The sequence below is a fragment of the Haladaptatus sp. W1 genome (assembly GCF_001723155.1).
Taxonomy (GTDB): domain Archaea; phylum Halobacteriota; class Halobacteria; order Halobacteriales; family Haladaptataceae; genus Haladaptatus; species Haladaptatus paucihalophilus.
In genome coordinates, this window is the sequence record NZ_MEIH01000253.1 from 1 (window position 1) to 16,746 (window position 16,746).

The 16,746-nt window shown below is 52.6% G+C and carries 17 protein-coding genes and 4 pseudogenes; 9 read left to right on the plus strand and 12 right to left on the minus strand.

Annotated elements, in window-relative coordinates; genetic code table 11:
• Positions 1-202: 202 nt before the first annotated feature.
• Positions 203-514: a hypothetical protein gene (locus BG842_RS11310; RefSeq protein ID WP_139136100.1), complete on the minus strand. Its 312-nt coding sequence runs from the start codon at positions 512-514 to the stop codon at positions 203-205.
• Positions 515-1,262: 748 nt separating this feature from the next.
• On the opposite strand from BG842_RS11310, the gene BG842_RS11315 reads away from it, so the two are divergent.
• The gene (locus BG842_RS11315) at positions 1,263-2,228 is read left to right on the plus strand and encodes a hypothetical protein (protein WP_139136101.1); all 966 of its coding nucleotides are present in this window, start codon (positions 1,263-1,265) and stop codon (positions 2,226-2,228) included.
• A gap of 791 nt (positions 2,229-3,019) precedes the next feature.
• Positions 3,020-3,250, plus strand: a pseudogene (locus tag BG842_RS33110) (tyrosine-type recombinase/integrase); the annotation flags it as partial.
• A gap of 64 nt (positions 3,251-3,314) precedes the next feature.
• On the opposite strand, the pseudogene BG842_RS33115 reads toward BG842_RS33110, so the two are convergent.
• The 7 genes and pseudogenes from BG842_RS33115 to BG842_RS27515 form a co-directional block, all read right to left on the minus strand.
• Positions 3,315-3,440 (minus strand): annotated as a pseudogene (locus tag BG842_RS33115) (NAD(P)-binding protein); the annotation flags it as partial.
• Between the two features lie 530 nt (positions 3,441-3,970).
• Complete coding sequence (locus tag BG842_RS11325) at positions 3,971-6,685, minus strand: phosphoenolpyruvate synthase (protein WP_069450809.1); 2,715 nt, start codon at positions 6,683-6,685, stop codon at positions 3,971-3,973.
• Positions 6,678-7,121, minus strand: a complete 444-nt coding sequence (locus tag BG842_RS11330; protein ID WP_254663090.1) for a hypothetical protein — start codon at positions 7,119-7,121, stop codon at positions 6,678-6,680. The genes BG842_RS11325 and BG842_RS11330 overlap by 8 nt, the downstream gene beginning before the upstream one ends.
• Before the next feature lie 18 nt (positions 7,122-7,139).
• Positions 7,140-7,241, minus strand: a pseudogene (locus tag BG842_RS33120) (TetR/AcrR family transcriptional regulator); the annotation flags it as partial.
• Positions 7,242-7,580: 339 nt separating this feature from the next.
• On the minus strand, positions 7,581-8,315 hold the full coding sequence (locus tag BG842_RS11335) for a DNA polymerase domain-containing protein (RefSeq protein ID WP_254663091.1): 735 nt from the start codon (positions 8,313-8,315) through the stop codon (positions 7,581-7,583).
• Between the two features lie 75 nt (positions 8,316-8,390).
• Positions 8,391-8,795 carry a PIN domain-containing protein gene (locus BG842_RS27510; protein WP_083252497.1) on the minus strand — a complete coding sequence of 135 codons (405 nt, stop codon included), beginning with the start codon at positions 8,793-8,795 and terminating at the stop codon, positions 8,391-8,393.
• 3 nt (positions 8,796-8,798) lie between these two features.
• Positions 8,799-9,086, minus strand: a complete 288-nt coding sequence (locus BG842_RS27515) for an AbrB/MazE/SpoVT family DNA-binding domain-containing protein (protein WP_245800213.1) — start codon at positions 9,084-9,086, stop codon at positions 8,799-8,801.
• A 170-nt stretch (positions 9,087-9,256) separates the two neighbouring features.
• On the opposite strand from BG842_RS27515, the gene BG842_RS11345 reads away from it, so the two are divergent.
• The 3 genes from BG842_RS11345 (at position 9,257) to BG842_RS11355 (ending at position 11,285) form a co-directional block, all read left to right on the plus strand.
• Positions 9,257-9,514, plus strand: coding sequence for a hypothetical protein (locus BG842_RS11345; protein WP_254663093.1), 258 nt, complete (start codon positions 9,257-9,259; stop codon positions 9,512-9,514).
• Positions 9,515-10,117: 603 nt separating this feature from the next.
• The gene (locus tag BG842_RS11350; RefSeq protein WP_217493306.1) at positions 10,118-10,621 is read left to right on the plus strand and encodes a hypothetical protein; all 504 of its coding nucleotides are present in this window, start codon (positions 10,118-10,120) and stop codon (positions 10,619-10,621) included.
• Positions 10,622-10,730: 109 nt separating this feature from the next.
• Positions 10,731-11,285: a dihydrofolate reductase family protein gene (locus BG842_RS11355; RefSeq protein WP_069450812.1), complete on the plus strand. Its 555-nt coding sequence runs from the start codon at positions 10,731-10,733 to the stop codon at positions 11,283-11,285.
• A gap of 242 nt (positions 11,286-11,527) precedes the next feature.
• On the opposite strand, the gene BG842_RS11360 is transcribed toward BG842_RS11355, so the two are convergent.
• The 4 genes from BG842_RS11360 to BG842_RS11375 all read right to left on the minus strand — a co-directional run bounded on the left by BG842_RS11360 (position 11,528) and on the right by BG842_RS11375 (position 13,463).
• Positions 11,528-11,839, minus strand: a complete 312-nt coding sequence (locus BG842_RS11360; protein WP_139135965.1) for a hypothetical protein — start codon at positions 11,837-11,839, stop codon at positions 11,528-11,530.
• 359 nt (positions 11,840-12,198) lie between these two features.
• Complete coding sequence (locus BG842_RS11365; protein WP_139135964.1) at positions 12,199-12,405, minus strand: hypothetical protein; 207 nt, start codon at positions 12,403-12,405, stop codon at positions 12,199-12,201.
• Between the two features lie 275 nt (positions 12,406-12,680).
• Positions 12,681-12,890 (minus strand): hypothetical protein, encoded by a 210-nt coding sequence (locus tag BG842_RS11370; protein WP_069449228.1) that lies wholly within the window; start codon positions 12,888-12,890, stop codon positions 12,681-12,683.
• A 36-nt stretch (positions 12,891-12,926) separates the two neighbouring features.
• Positions 12,927-13,463 carry a DNA polymerase domain-containing protein gene (locus BG842_RS11375; RefSeq protein ID WP_254663094.1) on the minus strand — a complete coding sequence of 179 codons (537 nt, stop codon included), beginning with the start codon at positions 13,461-13,463 and terminating at the stop codon, positions 12,927-12,929.
• 180 nt (positions 13,464-13,643) lie between these two features.
• Here BG842_RS11375 and BG842_RS11380 point away from each other — a divergent pair, with 180 nt between their 5' ends.
• The 4 genes and pseudogenes from BG842_RS11380 to BG842_RS33125 form a co-directional block, all read left to right on the plus strand.
• Positions 13,644-14,228, plus strand: a complete 585-nt coding sequence (locus BG842_RS11380; RefSeq protein WP_069450815.1) for a helix-turn-helix domain-containing protein — start codon at positions 13,644-13,646, stop codon at positions 14,226-14,228.
• An 11-nt stretch (positions 14,229-14,239) separates the two neighbouring features.
• Entirely contained in the window at positions 14,240-14,767 is a 528-nt protein-coding gene (locus tag BG842_RS11385; protein WP_175424131.1) for a hypothetical protein, read from the plus strand.
• 196 nt (positions 14,768-14,963) lie between these two features.
• Entirely contained in the window at positions 14,964-15,512 is a 549-nt protein-coding gene (locus BG842_RS11390) for a hypothetical protein (protein WP_254663095.1), read from the plus strand.
• Positions 15,513-16,538: 1,026 nt separating this feature from the next.
• Positions 16,539-16,657, plus strand: a pseudogene (locus BG842_RS33125) (PLP-dependent transferase); the annotation flags it as partial.
• Positions 16,658-16,746 lie beyond the last annotated feature (89 nt).

The following is a 16,746-nucleotide window of genomic DNA, read 5'->3' on the forward strand; positions in this document are numbered from 1 at the left end:
CGTACCGAAGCGTGTCGAGCTGACGAGTCAGCGGTAGGTGGTTTCAACAAGGGCCACAACCAGGTATTTCGGCTGAGTGTCCTGCAACAGACGATTGTGGAGCAGTTTTTCGGAAGCGTGAGAGGACTCGTTTTGAATCTATTAACAGCACCGTCACAGTATCGAATTCACCACGAATATATTTAGTTTAGAACTAGAATTGTTATGGTTCGAATTCGTCATGAAATACTGCTAAATCTACGATACGATTGTGGAAATCCATCTGAAAATCTTTAACAATATCATTGGATTCAGCAGGTCGATCGTTGTTATCTTGTACGTTAGTGAGTACTGGAACCACATTTAACCGTAACCGTCTGTTCTCATCAGTCATCAACTCTACCTTAAATCTATATTCATCTAAATCCAGATTTGATTTTAGTGTCTGATAATCAGTTGGACGTCTATTCTTCCACATATCTAATATTTGATTCCAAGTATCTTCTTCAAGATTCTTACGTTCTTTGTGACCCATATGATTTAAATACATCATAAGGTCTAAATTGAGTTTTCTCGTAGTTTCTTTCTGACTCTCGTAAAGGAGCAGCCTCACCGAGAAAAGAAGTATCCGTATTCCTTCCAGCATCCCCATCTTGATCACTTTTGTACCAATTGGTGATCTTCCTGGGAACAGATAGAACCAGCCTCAAAATGGCAATTTGAAAAGCTTGACTCAGATATGATTGAATACAATATTGCTACGGCAGGTATAAATGCTGAAAGTATGAAGGTTAGCAAAGAATCTTTAGAAAAACCAATGATGGGTGATAAATATTGCGTAGTTGCAAAAATGGCGACCATAATAAATAGGACTAGAACAATATCAATGAATGTTTGTCTGCTCTGGCATCTATTAGATGGTAGTTACTGGTAGCAATTAGAATTTCTGCTAAACAGGGAGAGTAAGGAAGTAATGGATTACAGGTGCTTATCTTTCTTATTCTGATATTGATTGCTAGAATTCACTGCCGTTGACGTAAAGGTATCTTAGAGGGATGGCCAAATTTGATCATGGATGAAGAGTGTCTTAATCAACAATATATCCTTGAGAATATCTACAGTTGGTATGACAGCGTTGATATAGACGATGTCTCCATTTGTTGTATCAAGTGTTACAATTACATGCGGTAAGATAGAAGGTGGTGTTAAAGACAGATTTTTTACATACTAGTATATAACATTTGACCACGTTTGTGGGTCTACTAACAGGTACAGAACGGTGTATGGGTGGAGAGTTGCCGAATCCCCAAACGAACATCATGAATATCCGAGTAAACAACAACACCAGAACAGGGGGACAAATTGTGGCTCCGGACGACCCGGTCCCGCCAGTAGATCTAGAGGAATATTTTTCCGTCGTCACGTTTGAGACGACAAAGACCGAGGCGCCGCCGTTTTCAGAGGTAAAAGTTAGCTGGGCTATTGAATCAAAAGACGATAAGACTCAATTCGAGGACTTTGAGTTCCGCCTCAACGGTCCACCTCTGTTTACATTAGACGAAATCCCCGCCGACGGAGAACACTCGTTCACTATTCATTATACAACATTCCTTCAGTTGCAAGGCCGTCAAAGTGGGTCGCCGTGGATGCCGTTGGGACCCCGACTTACAGTTTCGATAGACGATACTGAATGCCAAGTGGTCGGCTGGGATAATCGGACAGTTGATGCCATCGTGTATACCGAGTTGAAGAAGTTTATTAGCGACATAGCCGAACTGCGTCTTCGCGGAAAGTCAGAACCCTCCTCCGATTGGAATGCTGATCGAATCAGATACTACTTTCCGTTGGAACTTGTTACACCTGAATTCCCCAACGCGGACATGGACGTCTGGATGGACGTCGAGTTCCAGTTAGTACACGACAAAGACGGAGTTGATATTGAACTCGTGTTGGATTTTGAAACCAATGTGATTTATTCGATGAATGAGATTATGATTACCGGTGGGATCGCGGCAAAGGTGGCGAGTTTAGTCGAAGACATCATGCCAATGGTTCTGGAATGCCCCAAACGGCAGATTCAGAATCGGTTTAAGAACGATTTGATTGATGTCCCAGCCGTCAAGAATGGCTTGAAGACCGGGGAATTCTACGATATCCGGATTGTTACACAGGGGCGTGGCTGGATAGAGATTCTCATCTGCAAACCCCCGACAGAACCGGGGGATTCATCGGAAGAAGTGGTAACCTAGAAATCTGTCGTCGTCAGACTTGAACTGGTCTGAACACTCGCTTGAAGACCATTTTGAATTCAGCATTTGCTTAGTTCAGCGCATCATGTCCGCTATTGACACCACGTGAGGACGAAGAGTGTCCGTTACTAGACCTGAGAAAATCGACTGGAGTCTTTACCGACTGCACGGACGGTAGTGGCGTGGTTAAGGGCATACGCGTCCAATCTTTCCTCGTAGCGCTACTTGTCCAAAAAATCTCCTACTGAGAAATACGCACCTTCTAATCAGCCCGACTTGTCGGTACTCCCAATCCACCAGCATGAGTACCGCTACGGGTGTCTCATCACAACCAACCCGCGACTGAATAGGCGGGTCGCCACCGGAGGACGCTAACGGCCTGGCACACCCACGAGGACGTCCTCACCGACCGGCAGTTCGAACTCCTATTGGAAGCTTGCTCGACACTCCCGGAACTGCACGACTTCGAAGTACGATCCATCTGTCTTATCGCAGGCCGACTCGGGCTCCGAGCCGGTGAAATTGCGCACTTTCAGACCACGTGGATGAACTGGAACCGCCGCACAATTCGTACTCCACAACACGAGCCCTGCCAGTGCGGATACTGCCGAAGACGGGCCCGACAGGAGACCACCCACAACGACAACTTGTCTGTTGAGGATGCCGTTGCGTCCCGCTGGCACCCGAAGACCGCGGCCTCAGTTCGGCTCATCCCATTTGACCTCTAATTTCGGCTGGAACTGTGTGTTGAGCACATTGCTAACCGATAAGATGCATTTCCTCGGTCGCGGTCAACCATCAACAGACGAGTGCAGACTGCCGCGAACGAGGCCGATCTCTCGGGTGGGGTCTATCCACACTGTCTGCGAACGACCGCAACCAGCTACCACGCCTACGAAGGCGTCGCCCCGGTGCCGCTACGAGCCCTGATGGGGTGGAGCGATCTGGCGACTGTACAGAAATACATCCGAATATCAGGGACAGCAACGGCTGATGCCCTAAATCAAGTTCATCATCGGTAGAGATCTCCAGCCGTTCTTCAGGAATTTCGTGCTGGATAGAGAGGCTGAGTTGAGTACAATAGTCACGTCCGCCGACGCGCTCGCTCGCATCGAGGATGACGAAGTCCTGGTCGTGCTGCTGCAGATAGTACCCGGTCGCCAGTCCGGCCTGGCCGCCACCGATAATGACGGTGTCGTATCGTTCGATCATGTCTTTGCTCCTTGGTACGCGTGCGCGCCGGTGGGAAGTGTTGATGCCGCGTGCAGAATCTCATCCCCTGAAATATTGGGCAGGCCGGGTGCTTGCTACGTGAGAGGCTTTCGGTTGACCGGTTTGCCAGTCCGATGGCGGCGGTCGTCGCCGTCACGCCGAAACAGGAGAGCAACTGGTGGCGAAATTTCCGCGAGGCCCGTCAGTGTCGCGTGTGGCTCCGTGGCACCGGACACACCGCCACCGGAGAACTCGTTACCAGGCATGAGCGTAGGGTGCTTCTCGGTGAGTACTTCGAGAACCATAGACTCCTCAGACGGATGTTCGGGTCTGAGATCAATCCAGTAGTGTCACCCGACCAACCTGACGAAGTGAACCATGACTTAGCCGTCGTCCGTTTCACCCTTGATGATATCCGACCGAGAGTCCTTCTGAGTCGCTCACGGCTTTACTAGCAGGATTCAGGGAGATCTCGGTAGCTTTCGGATCGGTCAATGGAATGGCGAACGGCAGTCCTGTATTACTATTACTCATGATTCCGGGTTCAGTAGTTCAACAATCCCATTCGTGCCGTCGACACGAATCCGCTGACCGGACTGTATTTTCCGGGTTGCATTGCGGACAGCGACGACCGCCGGAATCCCGTATTCGCGTGCGACAAGGGAACCGTGACTCATCTGCCCACCCACTTCCACGACGATTCCGGCTGCATTCAGGAACAGCGGCGTCCAACCCGGGTCGGAAGATGGGGCAACGAGAATCTCTCCCTTTTCAATCCGCTCTTCACTCGGATCCCGAACAACCCGAGCGACGCCTTCAACAGTCCCATCTGAAACACCAGTTCCCACCAGTGCCCCCGCTGGAATGTCTTCGCGTTCACTCGCACCGCTCAGAGATTCACCGTCACTCGTCAGGACCGGCGGTGCATCCATCGAGGCGTGACGTTGAAATTCGGCGCGGCGAGCTGCGACATCGACGTCGACCGATTCGCCATCAAGTGCGTCGAAAAGTTCCGCTTTACGAAGGAACCATACATCATCAGAATCGACGAGTTCCCCTTGCGAAGCCAGCCGTTCGCCAGCGTCACGAAGTACCTCGTGCCATGCCGCGTAGAAGTATGCAACACCGTGTTTTGGATACTCGCGAGTTTGAATACCAGCGCGATACGTCCGGATCAGTCGACTGACGAGGCGTCGACGGAGTGAACCAAAGACCCTGTTGCCTGCTCGTTGCTCGAGCCGTTTCCCTGCCGCTGCAGCCTCCTGTTCCAATTCTTGGACGCGGTCGCGATGTTCTCCAACGTCACTCGTCTTGACTGTTGATTGAACAATGGACAGCAATACCGACGGATCATCCCGCCATCGAGGACGGCTGATGTCCATCTCTCCAGTCGCTCGGTGACCGAAGGAATCGAGGAATTCTGCAAGTTCAGAGCGGAACGCGTCTCCGCCTTCCACAGCTTCGATTGCTTCGAGCGGTGCATCACGATTGAGGGCTTCAACGACGGCAGGATACTCTCGCGCTACATCCGCAAGGTCACCGATTCCGAGATTGACCTTTGTCAGCATTTCCTCTGGCAACCCCCTCCCGACGGCGTTGACGTCATCGGGAGCATTGGGGAATTGTCGTTCAAGTTTGCCCTCTGCGGCATTTCCGGCGATAAGTGAACCCATTGCTGGAAACTGCGTGGCCTCCCTAGGGATGTCGAAGACAGCACGAACTTGCCCAGCTGTGTCTTCAGGAGACCGTACCTGGGAGGCGATATTCTGCCCCCACGTCTCCCACTTTGTCTGTTCTCGCTCTGGAGACACAGAGTCACCAATGAACGCGCCAACGAATCCACCAAACACCGTGATTAGTTGAGGGATGGAGTCCCGCAGCAGAGTCCATACCGAACTCGCAACAGTGGGTATTGAAGCAAGTCGTTCCAAGAGCGTCCGGTCTTGGTGAAACTCCTCGCCCCGTCGGTCAAGAAGGTCGCCAATAGCGGCCCCCATCTGCTCGTTTGCCTCACCTATTCTCTCAGGAAACCGCTTTCGCAACAGACTGGAGCGGAGTGGAGGCGATACGTTGAGGTAGATGCGCCCGCCTACCTCGACCACCCACCGTGTATCGGGGTCAAATCCGTATTCGGTGAACAGCGTTTGAACGTACGACTTCCAGACGTCTACCACGAGTGGAGGCATCGCTTCGGCGAATGATTGTCCGTGTCCCATGCTGATGTAGACATGGAGTCGATCGTCATCTGGAGCGGGTGAGGGCAGCGGGAACAACGACGTAATCGGTCTGGCCTGCAGGATAATGACCTCGCCGTCTGTCACTGACCACTCGATGTCCTGCGGTCGATCGAAGAGTGACTCGATCTCTCGTCCGATCTTGACCAGTGCATGCACCTGGTCGTCGGTGAGCACCCGCCTCGATCGTTCGGAGCTCGGAAGTTCGACCGTCTCCGTACCTCCGTTGGAGCGGCGGCGAACTGCAACCTGCTGGTCACCGACCTCGTAAGTGCGAATATCGCCCGTCCGAGCATCGACTGTGATGCTGTCCACATTCACTTCTCCGGAGACAAGCGCCTCGCCGAGACCGAGACACGCCTCGATGGAGGTAGTGTGGCGGTTCCCCGTCTGTGGGTCGGCTGTGAAGAGCACCCCCGAGACGTCCGGAGAAACCATCTGCTGAACGACGACTGCAATTGAGACATCCTCCTGTGAGATCCCGTTCTTCGCTCGATACGCGATAGCCCGATCAGTGAACAGACTCGCCATACAGTCACGGACGCGGTCGATGACAGCATCCACCCCCTGTACGTTCAGGAATGTCTCCTGTTGCCCGGCGAACGAGGCATCAGGGAGGTCCTCGGCTGTCGCACTAGACCGTACTGCGTACGTCTCCGTTGAGGAGGTTTCTTCCTTGTTGAGTATTCCCCTGATGGAATCCCGAACGTCGGCTGGGAACTCTAGTTCCTGTATCTGCTTCCGCACGGTCGCGCCAACGTCTGCAATCGCTTCTGAATCCGTCGGTTCGAGTTCGGATAGCGACGCAATCGCTTCTCTCGTCGGTATATCGATGAGCTGTTGATATGCGACGGTTGTTACACAGAACCCGTCCGGAATCGGAAATCCCGCCGTCGCTAGCCGAGCGAGGTTTGCTCCTTTACCGCCGACAAGCTCAGGGTCAGTCGCTTCAGAATCGCTCAATGAGACGACGGACGGGCCGTCCAATCGTTCTCCCCCGAATTCACTCATGAGTGCCTTCCACGGAGTCCTGCTCTCGTGTCAGCCCGGATGCGACAGCCGCGATGAGTGTATCTCGAACCTTGGGATATTGTTCTTCCCCGATTCGTTCTTTCTGCTGGGCCAACCGAACGACAGCCCTAATCGTATGGGCAATCGTTTCTGGATCTGATCCAGTAACTCTGTCTTCATCATACCAGATCTCAATGTACGGAAGGAAATGGTCAATCGCATTTCCTCGTTTCTCAGACGCCTCCTCGTCCAGAATCTGCTCACGTATGCGGGAAAGTTCCTGTTCGTCGATGAGGACCTGGTGGAAGATTGGATTGGACTCGATCTCGTCGAGAGACTGTTCGAGGAGTGCTGCGATTGCATTCTCTGGATCACCATATGCCTCAAACGATTCCCGCAACAATCGGGGGATTACCTCTTTGCTTTCTTGCTCCAAGATATCGATATAGAGTGCTTCTTTTGAGTCAAAGTACTGGTAGAAGGTGCCAGTGCCGATGCCTGCTGGTTCAGTGAGTTCTGATATCGTTGTCTTGCGGATTCCCTGTCGAATGAACAGTTATCGACCGGTATCACGGAGCGATTCTCGGATTCGGTCTCGTTTCTCCTCTGAAAATGAAGGCATAGTTTGTGGTGAGTGTTGATAACACGAATTGCTTCGTGACTACTGGATCTGCGCTATCTGAATATTTGAACGTTTCGTTCAGATATTCACTTCGTGTACTCTCCATAGGAGAGAGCCTGGTAAAATATCGCCGACAGCCCATCTTGGCCAATTTGCGCCCTATGTTCAGCGCGATATTAGGAATTTGTCACAGGTCGATAACTCTACAGGGTCATGATTTTTGTTCTATGGAGGCGCAGATGGACAACAGATCTTTCCTCAAACGTGCAATCGCTAAAGAAACGAATTGAGGCTCATCTCATCGTGATCCGCAAGGAACTGCTCAATCCGTTTCTCACGCCACCCAAGCGGTGACAACACACTCGCTGCTGCACGAATCAACACCTTCCGATAGAACTCGACATCATACTCGTTCAACTCCTCATTCGCCAACAGCACCCGCTCACGAGACTCCTTCGCATCGTCCACCACTACATACGACACACTCTGACCAGGGGCACGCGCCAGTCCCAAATCCGCCGCCCTCTCTAGCGCCGCCACACTCCGGGTCGACTGCGTGTAGTCCTCCTTCTTCTTCGAAACGCGATTCGTGATCACCAACTCACTCGGATCGACCGCTCCCCGCTCAAGTCGATCAACCCACGACCGCAATTCCTCACAAACCGCCTCCGGATCACGATACGCATCCACCGCTCGAATCAACGCTTTCTGCGCTTCGTCAATATACGACGGCGAACTTCGCTGGCGACACTCGATGCCCCGATACTTGTACTCGTCTTCGCCAGCAACCTTCCCGAAGTACTTCGTCAACGCACCAGCATCCGAATCGCGCAACGGCACAAACGATATCCAGTCGTAGTGCGCTTCATGCTCAAGCCGAATCTCTACTTCCTCGGAAATCTCCGAGACTAGCTCTGAAAGCGACGTCTGTTCCTCCCCTTCGATCGGTGTCACCCACACGCTATCGACGATGCCATGCACAATCCGCCACCCATTCTCTTCGAGCACTGCTTTCGTCTCCAATAGATCGTCTGCGTTAGTATCTAATACTAACAACCGGTCAATCGAGAACCAACCGTAGAATCAATCATCCACTTCTGATGGAGCAAGCGGTACCCGATCAAGACCAACAGTATCATAATCTAGTTCGGTTGAAAGTATCTGCTCGCCCTTCGTCGCGACAAGACCAGCGTGGAGAGCATCGAATGGCGTCATATGATACTCGTCGATATACGTTGCAGCTGCGAGAATCGCATCTTCGTGAATTTCTGGGACGATAGGAACGAGTTCGAGCAAGTTCGTAATAGCTCGCGGCGCATCGATCTCATACTCTGCCTCAATGTGGTCATAGAAGAGGACCAGAACCTCGGCGTACGAAAGAATGGAGGTGTGGATGTCATCGTACTCTTTGAGGGCATCCAGTGCCGAGTCTTGCAGCCAGTCGTCGTCTTTCACCAAGGCGGTGAGAAAATCGGTCTCAACGTACACAAGCTATTCCTCACTCTGTTCGTGTTCTGTCTTGCTACGATCGCGATGCCGCTCGTTGATCTGTTGAGTCGCAGACGTTCGAGCCGCTTCTTTCAGCTCGGCGGCGTCTTTGTCAGCAAACGCATCCCCGACAGCGTCTCGAAGGCCTTCAAGTGGGTCATCATCAATCGGAATGAGTTTGATCCCGTTCTCTAGTTCGACGAGGCGATAATGCTCGCCAAATCGTTCGCGTGTTTTTTGCGGGATCGTGATACGACCCCGTTCATCAGTAGCTATTTCGGACATACCCATTATTAGATTGGAGGTGGGTATGTATAACTCTGTTCCCACAGCCGTGGCAAGTACCCATATACATATCTAGTCAAGGTCGACGCGAGAAGCGCACAGAGGGTCTGCAAGTCGAGGACAAGTATCTCGACGTCCTCGAGCACGCGAAGAACATCGCCAAGACGAATGACGTGATGGTCGCACGATTGGGCTATCGGGAGGTTGCGACGCATTACGGCTGTGCGTACAAGAACGATGGCTATCGGGTGATGGAGGAGATAGCCGAACGTGTGCCCGGCGTGACCTACAAGGAATCTCGAACGCTGTCGGTTGATGACGCTATGGGTGTCGGTGGTCATCACATTGAGATCACGTTCGCCCACCCCGACTTAGCCGGGTGGATGCGAGCACACGAAGCTAACGCGGAGATAGAGGGGGGCCACTGGTTATAGCGTTGTAATCACGGGGGTTCGCAGAACCCCCGCTCGGACCACGCCACCACACGAGATTCACACCGCACTGCCGGTGACACATGGTGGTAGTAATCGGTTGGGTACGGTGGAGTGCGTCTATTTCTGCGTCTATTTCTGCGAAACAGAGGGGGTCGCTCTCGCGATCCCCCTCTATTACAACGTTATAATCAACTACGCCCACTATCGACAGTCGAGGACGGCTTGATTGAGACCGTGCCGAAATGTCCCGAGCTGACGAGCCAGTAGTTGAACGTCACCCACTAGTGACCTGTTAGGAATGGTATGCCAGATAGAGAGGGTGAGTTCAGCAGCACGGTCGTTTGTCCGGAGACATAATTTGCTGCCGGTGCTTCCCCACGATATTCCCACAAGAATCCCGAGAAAGGGAATTAGGACGTAATTCACTGAATTCAGATCCAAGTCATACCCCGACAAGTAACGGCAACTCACTCCACTTATCGCTGCTATCGTCGCTGTTCGGCTCCAAAAACTAATGCCCGGTTCGATGGAACGACTCTATTTAAGCCCTCGTTCAGCGACTCATCTCTTATGCGACACTGCACTCGTCGAAACGCACTCCGTGTGACCGGAATCGCCCTCTTCAGTTCATTCGCTGGGTGTTCGGCCCTCTCTACGAACTCCGCAGACTCTGAGGATCTGTCCTTCGAGCGTCTTGGCGTGACTGCAGTCTATGTCACCGACGGAGTCGAACTTTCGATGCCTGCAGAGGTCCAAACGGTGGACAATATACACAACGCCGATCTGCTGATCCTTCCCGGTGACACGGATGCCGATGCCCAAAAGGCGGTCAAGTGGCTCGTAGATGACCGAGTAATCGCCCTCTTAGGCGATAGTTCGGAGCCGACGTGGCTCTCGTGGGCTCGGAGCGACACCTTTGGTGACGCGTTCCAGAACAGGGGATACGGCGATGGCGAACCAGATCCATCACTGATAGTCGCAGCAAAAATCGGCCAGTACGTCGAGACGTACCGACATACGTGGGGAGATGACCCAAGTGATAACGACGTTCTCAGGGCGCTCGACGAGTCGCTCGTAACCATTGAGAAAAAGACATCACCAGAATGAATTAGTTGCTGATTATGCACTCTGTGCGCAACGTAGATACAGACCGTCTGATCAGGTTCCGGCCCTTTTGTCGTCTATATTGAATAGGCGCGACGACCAAGAGGATTTCATGGCCAACCTCATCTACTTCATCAACTCATCACTCGACGGCTACATCGCCGACGAGAACGGCAACTTCGACTGGTCAGAACCATCTGAGGACGCGCATGCCTTCTTCAACGACCACCAACGATCGGTCGGCACCTCCCTTATTGGTCGTCGCATGTATGAGACGATGCGAGTGTGGGACACCTTTCTCCTCGACGACCTCTCCGAGGTAGAACGCGAGTTCGCCGAGGCGTGGGGGGATACCGACAAGGTCGTCTATTCAACCACTCTGGACACCGTGTCTGAACCGCGGACCCGTCTGGAGCGGACGTTCGACCCCGAAGTGGTACAGGCCATGAAAGACCAAGCCGACCGCGACCTGTCCATCGGTGGCGCCGGTCTTGCGGCAGAGGCCATCCGCGCAGGTCTGGTCGACCGGTATGTACTGCGCTTGGTCCCGACGATCGTCGGTGGGGGAACCCGAGCCCTCCCCGACGCAGCGCGGATCGACCTCGCTCTCGATACGACACGTCGTTTCGAGGACGGCTCCGTCCTCGTCGACTACAGCCTCCGGTGACCGAACCGACCCTAACCAGGCAGCGGGATAGACCACCAGTCAGATTAACGGAACGGATCACCTTCACCTGTAAATTACGCGGATGTATTCCGCAGACGAGCGTGATTCGTTTCACGTCCTTGGTGATGAAACAACCACTAGATAGGTGTGCATCTGTAGAATATAATCCTTGTAGGAATCGCCTATCGATCGTAGGTACACGGGCAGTGGATCGTGCTACCACAGGAATCCGATACGACCCCTTAGTTGGTATCCGCGAAGCAATTAAATCCGACTGTGACTGTATCAACTGCGTTCCCGGACTTGTCTATCGCGAGAATCCGGTACTGACCGTTGTACGGTCGGGGACCGATGTACTGCTGGTACTGGAGTTGTCCCGGCGAGACGCCCAGCTTCTTCTGCATGACATCGGTGTCCAAGGGGGAGACGGGAATCGTGTACTTGAGTTGGCCGGACGGGTCGTAGAGCCGGAGGCTGGTCACATTCTGGTGTTTTACTTTCTCGACGGAGAGTGGGATGGTGAGGTAGACATTTCCGTCGTGAACGGTAGCCATCGCACCACCATCAAGGACATCCCCATCACCATGCTGGGAGGCACTCGTGTGGCAGTCAATCGTATCCGAACCGCCAGATTCCGATCCGCTACAGCCTGCGAGACTGATAAGCGCGAGACTGGAAGTGCCGGCAAGGACCTGTCTGCGAGAGATCATACTGAGGGCATTCCCCCGGATGGAATTAACTATTCCGCAGGAAGCCTGCAGATGAGGCTTTTCATCCGCTAACAGATGGATAAGTCGGTCGTCTATACCTGGCGAAAGTAGGGTGGTCCGTAACCGATACGCGCCCTGAATCTTGCAAAGACTTGACGACCTACCGAGCTACTATCAGGAAGTATGTGCAAGATACAGAGCGTCTATTGTTCACGCTCGTCAGACGAGGGAGCGTTTGATTCAATCACGGTCTCATAGCCAGCGCGGGCCTCTCGTCTGAATATGTAGATAAGTATGGCGACGACAGCGACGGCGGTGAAGGCTACAGGGCCGAGGAAGAACAACACCGTTGCAAGAAGAAGACACAGAAGGAAGAGTGGCCAATCATCGGAGCTTACAACGGTAGTCATAGTGTAAATTACTTCACAAGCATGCATAAGCTTTGTTCCACGAACCTATCTGCCAGCGGGTAGGGTATGGGAGATACGCGCTGTGTATCTCGCACGACGTTTCTGACAGTCACTGGTGAATAAAGAGAACCTATGTCTGGATTCTTTTGCGAATCTCTATACGCAATAGTCGTTCATATCGCGACGATAACGACGAAACAGTCGTTCAGTAGGTATGGAAATTGGACGTAGAAGATCGGTTGATTACAATTTCTCGTTATCCATTCTAATCGCGGTCAAACTGAGTTCGTAGTCGATTCTCCCTCGTCTTCGATATTGTTCTGAGATTCGCCCTGGCCATTCTTTTGCTTGTATTCTCGCCACTCGTACCAGAGGACGAGGAGAGTGAGGCTGATCAACGCGCCTATCCTCTGCTCGTTGACAATGCTCCCGACGAGACTGAAAATCAAGAGGAATTTCACTACACCGCTAGTCGAAATATTCATACTATTAACTCCAACTCATCCTCGAAATGTGTATCGTCAGAGAAATGATTTGAGACTGATTTCGTCATGACTCGAGAGGTATTGCTCAATATCCGATTCACGCCATCCCAACGGCGATACCACACTCGCTGCTGCACGAACCAACAACTCCCGATAGAACCCGACATCATACTCACCAAGTTCCTCACTCGCCAACTCTACCCGCTCTCGCGACTGCTTCGCATCATCAACAACCACATATGACACACTCTGCCCAGGGGCACGGCTTAACCCCAAATCAGCCGCCCGCTCCAGCGCCGCCACACTCCGTGTCGATTGCGTGTAGTCCTCCTTCTTCTTCGAAACCCGATTCGTAATCACCAACTCGTTCGGATCAACCGCCCCACGCTCGAGTCGATCCACCCACGACCGCAGTTCCTCACACACCGTCTCTGGATCCCGAAACTCATCCACCGCTCGAATCAACGCTTTCTGTGCCTCGTCGATATACGAGGGCGTACTCCGCTGGCGACACTCGATACCCCGATACTTGTACTCGTCTTCACCAGCGACCTTCCCGAAGTACTTCGTCAACGCACCTGCATCCGAATCGCGCAACGGCACAAACGATATCCAGTCGTAGTGGGCTTCATGCTCAAGCCGAATCTCTACCTGCTCGGAAATCTCCGATACAAGTGCAGACACTAACTCTTAGAAAACAAGGCATGACGGTGGACGCAAGTCTTATTACACAACACATGAATCATGTATTGTATGGCAAAAGCCGAAGGCAATCCCGAACGCGTCATCGATGGTTTCCTCTCGGTTGCTCAGCTGCTATCCGAACCACGACTGGCCCGTCTCTATACCTACATCCTGCGAAATGAAGCGGTGACGATCGACGAAATCGTCGACGGATTAGAGACGCCTCGAACGACCGCCTATTCGGATACAGCGACACTCGTAGAGATGGGCGTCTTGTCCCGTGATGAAGCACAGAAAACACACACCTACACGGCGACGCCGATTACGCTGACCGCAGATCTTGATGGGGCTGAATATACGATCACACCCACTCTCATCGAAGCAGTCGGCCGGACTCCGCAGGACCAGGACCTTGACCTCCTACTCGACCGATATGGACTCGGCAAGCTTGCTGCTGCACTCACGTACGCCGTTCCCTACGTTGATGGGGAAATGACCGAGCGAATTGCTGCTCGAGAGCTTGATCTGCAGGTTGCGTTCGCGATCGCTGTGCTTCACGCACTGAGAGAAGTCATTCTCGAGATGCAACCGCACGACCCCTACTTTGATCGGATCCAAAACGCACGCGACCACCCACCGAACACAGAGACATAGGAGAGGAAAGAATGAGTGATGTTGGTTCGGATATCGAGAGTGATGCCTGGGTTGCAGATTCGGGATTGTTCATCGCATGTGGACGGCAGCAAAACAACAAGTACACCGCACTCAGGCGGTTTGCACACCGCAACGGAATTTCGTTTGTGATTCCCCAACGAGTATACGCTGAACTCGGGGGAGCACCTACTCGAAGTACACCAGGTCAGACACCGATCAACAGTGCGATCGACGCCGGGTGGGTGACGGTCGCTGACGAACTCGATTATACAAACGGTGCTGTCGCAGCGGTGATGGACAGCGTTCGGCGGTTCATTGCACAGGCGTCGAATCGAAGCGAGGACCAGATCGAGAAGGCAGACACAGCACTTGCAGGCGTTGCAATGCAGCTCCTCGATAGCAGTAACGCGGCGTCTGTCACCGTTGTCACGACAGACACCGATGCGGGCAAAGGTGTGGTGAGAGCAATTGAAGCTCAAGGATTTGAAGGACAAATTGAATTCAAAAACGGATTCGATTTGATCGAAGAGATCACATAATCGAGGAGCTTCACAACGCATCGAAAAACTAGAAACGTCTGCAGCCACGGCACAAGCCCATCGAGAGACGATTACTTGCAAGACGCAGTCCTGCAACGAGTGAGTCAATGAACTCGAAGACTACCACACCGAGGCGGTGAAAGAGCGTGCCTAGGATCGACAGAAACTCGGTGGTCTCGAAGAGACGACCGAGACCATGGAATCAGACATTGACGATCTCACCAAAGCAGAGGAGAAGAATAGTCGGGTCCGGGCGTCAGTCTCGCGTATAATCAATCTCGTGCGCGATTACGAGACCGAAGAGAGTGTTGACGACGACTCGCCGAACCTCGCCGCGGAAGCAACCAATGCAGGTCGCCAGCTCTTCGAGACAATTCAGCGTTCGGAACAGAATACAGAGCTCGTGAACTTCCGCGAGAAGCGCGCCGAGAGCCAACAGGTCGAAGACAAGTATCTCGATGTTCTCAAGCACGCGAAGAACGTCGCCAAGACGAACGACGTGATGGTCGCACGGTTAGGATATCGAGAGGTCGCGACCCACTACGGGTGTGCGTACAAGAACGATGGCTACCGTGTCATGGAGGAAATGGCTGAGCGCGTTCCTGGTGTGACCTACAAGGAATCCCGAACGCTATGTGTGGACGATGCAATGGGCGTCGGTGGTCACCACATCGAGATCACGTTTGCCCATCCCGACCTCGCTGGGTGGATGCGCGCCCACGAAGCGAACACGGGAGGGAACTAACCACGAAGAGCAGGTTATAGCGTTGTAATCACGGGATTCGAAGAACCCCCTCTCGAACCACACCACCACAAGAGATTCACACCGCACTGCCGGTGACACATGGTGGTAGTAATCGGTTGGTTACGGTGGAGTGCGTCTATTTCTGCGTCTATTTCTGCGAAATGGAGGGGGTCGCGTTCGCGATCCCCCTCTATTACAACGGTGTAATCAGCATCTAGTGCTTCGTAACTTCACCGCAGATCCTATAGAGCGAGTCTACAAACGCGGATGCTAATGATAGCACCAAAATCAGAAGAGATAGTCGGATGAAAGTCAAAACGACACCAATTCGTATACCCGAATGGAAGTAGTCGGTCCATTATATCAAACAGGAAATTCCTTCGAAGCGGTACCGAGTACCTTCAGTTGGTGAAAGCCCTCACCAACTGGTGTTGCTTTGAGTAAAACCACTGTTCAAACGCTCTCTCAACAAAAGGGGATAATTCTACTCTGATAACATTGGCCGTAGAGAGCTGCTACCCGGAAACAGCAGCGAGATAACAATGCCGAAGAAGAGTGACTAGGCTGTCAAATGGTGTTCTCTGTATCGTTGGACTCAACCGTCGCTCGCCGAGGAGAGTGGCATGAAGGTATTCACTGAACAACTGAACGATTCAATGAACCGAACTGAACTATCCAGGATCAGGTGTTCGAGTTATTGAAGAACATGCGACGACGATATGCAGTTCACTATCTGCGACGAGAAAATCGCGCTGTCGATTTTTCCGATGTGACCGACCACGTTGCTGCCTGGGAATACAATACGTCGCCAACAGATCTCCTCAGTAAACAACGAAAACGGGTCTACATTTCGCTGTACCAGACCCACATTCCGGCACTTGCCGATGCTGGGATCATTGACTACAACCCAGAGACCGGGAAAATTCGGCCGACGAACCGTATACGAGTATTCGATGACTATCTAAACGTATTCACCAAACCGACGCTTCCCTGGGACCGTTATTATCTAGGGCTCGCACTGGGGAGCGGACTTCTATTCTGGCCGCCGGACTCACCGACGCCTCATCCGCGCCAGCATCGGCATCGAGCACGTGGACGACCTGAAGGCGGACCTCCAACAGGCGTTCGACGCCGCGCTGAAGTAGTCACTTCCTCTATTTTCCGCGGTTGCGGAATCGAATGCCGGAGCCCAACAGTACTCCAAACCGGAGCACGTAGCGTCGTGCATGGAACT

Bases quoted from the DNA above. Each gene is read 5' to 3' on its own strand.
- BG842_RS11310 (WP_139136100.1), bottom strand. From the start codon at position 514: ATGGGTCACAAAGAACGTAAGAATCTTGAAGAAGATACTTGGAATCAA.
- BG842_RS11315 (WP_139136101.1), top strand. From the start codon at position 1,263: ATGGGTGGAGAGTTGCCGAATCCCCAAACGAACATCATGAATATCCGA.
- BG842_RS11325 (WP_069450809.1), bottom strand. From the start codon at position 6,685: ATGAGTGAATTCGGGGGAGAACGATTGGACGGCCCGTCCGTCGTCTCA.
- BG842_RS27515 (WP_245800213.1), bottom strand. From the start codon at position 9,086: ATGGGTATGTCCGAAATAGCTACTGATGAACGGGGTCGTATCACGATC.
- BG842_RS11345 (WP_254663093.1), top strand. From the start codon at position 9,257: ATGGTCGCACGATTGGGCTATCGGGAGGTTGCGACGCATTACGGCTGT.
- BG842_RS11355 (WP_069450812.1), top strand. From the start codon at position 10,731: ATGGCCAACCTCATCTACTTCATCAACTCATCACTCGACGGCTACATC.
- BG842_RS11360 (WP_139135965.1), bottom strand. From the start codon at position 11,839: ATGGCTACCGTTCACGACGGAAATGTCTACCTCACCATCCCACTCTCC.
- BG842_RS11365 (WP_139135964.1), bottom strand. From the start codon at position 12,405: ATGACTACCGTTGTAAGCTCCGATGATTGGCCACTCTTCCTTCTGTGT.
- BG842_RS11370 (WP_069449228.1), bottom strand. From the start codon at position 12,890: ATGAATATTTCGACTAGCGGTGTAGTGAAATTCCTCTTGATTTTCAGT.
- BG842_RS11380 (WP_069450815.1), top strand. From the start codon at position 13,644: ATGGCAAAAGCCGAAGGCAATCCCGAACGCGTCATCGATGGTTTCCTC.
- BG842_RS11385 (WP_175424131.1), top strand. From the start codon at position 14,240: ATGAGTGATGTTGGTTCGGATATCGAGAGTGATGCCTGGGTTGCAGAT.
- BG842_RS11390 (WP_254663095.1), top strand. From the start codon at position 14,964: ATGGAATCAGACATTGACGATCTCACCAAAGCAGAGGAGAAGAATAGT.